We start from the raw sequence: 591 nt of genomic DNA, 5'->3' as shown, positions 1-591 counted from the left end.
CCCAAAGTAATCGTTAAGTGGAAAAGGATGTGGCGTTGCTTAGACAACCAGGATGTTGGCTTAGAAGCAGCCATCATTTAAAGAGTGCGTAATAGCTCACTGGTCGAGTGACGCTGCGCCGAAAATGTATCGGGGCTAAACGATTCACCGAAGCTGTGGATTGACATCTAAGATGTCAGTGGTAGGAGAGCGTTCTAAGTGCGTTGAAGTCAGACCGGAAGGACTGGTGGAGCGCTTAGAAGTGAGAATGCCGGTATGAGTAGCGAAAGATGGGTGAGAATCCCATCCACCGTATGACTAAGGTTTCCTGAGGAAGGCTCGTCCGCTCAGGGTTAGTCGGGACCTAAGTCGAGGCCGATAGGCGTAGACGATGGACAACAGGTTGATATTCCTGTACCACCTCCCCGCCGTTTGAGTAATGGGGGGACGCAGTAGGATAGGGAAAGCGTGCCGTTGGTTGTGCACGCCCAAGCAGTAAGGCGTGGAAGTAGGAAAATCCGCTTCCTAATACGTTGAGCTGTGATGGGGAGCGATTCATCGCGAAGTTCCTGATTTCACACTGCCAAGAAAAGCCTCTAGCGAGGCGGGAGG

At 51.9% G+C, this 591-nt stretch carries 1 rRNA gene; it reads left to right on the top strand.

Annotated features, from left to right (window positions below):
- Positions 1-591: ribosomal RNA gene (locus CD30_RS19275) — 23S ribosomal RNA — on the top strand; the annotation flags it as partial.

It is taken from the genome of Ureibacillus massiliensis 4400831 = CIP 108448 = CCUG 49529 (assembly GCF_000772965.1).
In the GTDB taxonomy this organism is placed as follows: Bacteria; Bacillota; Bacilli; order Bacillales_A; family Planococcaceae; genus Ureibacillus; species Ureibacillus massiliensis.
This window is presented reverse-complemented; position numbering and strand designations above follow the sequence as displayed.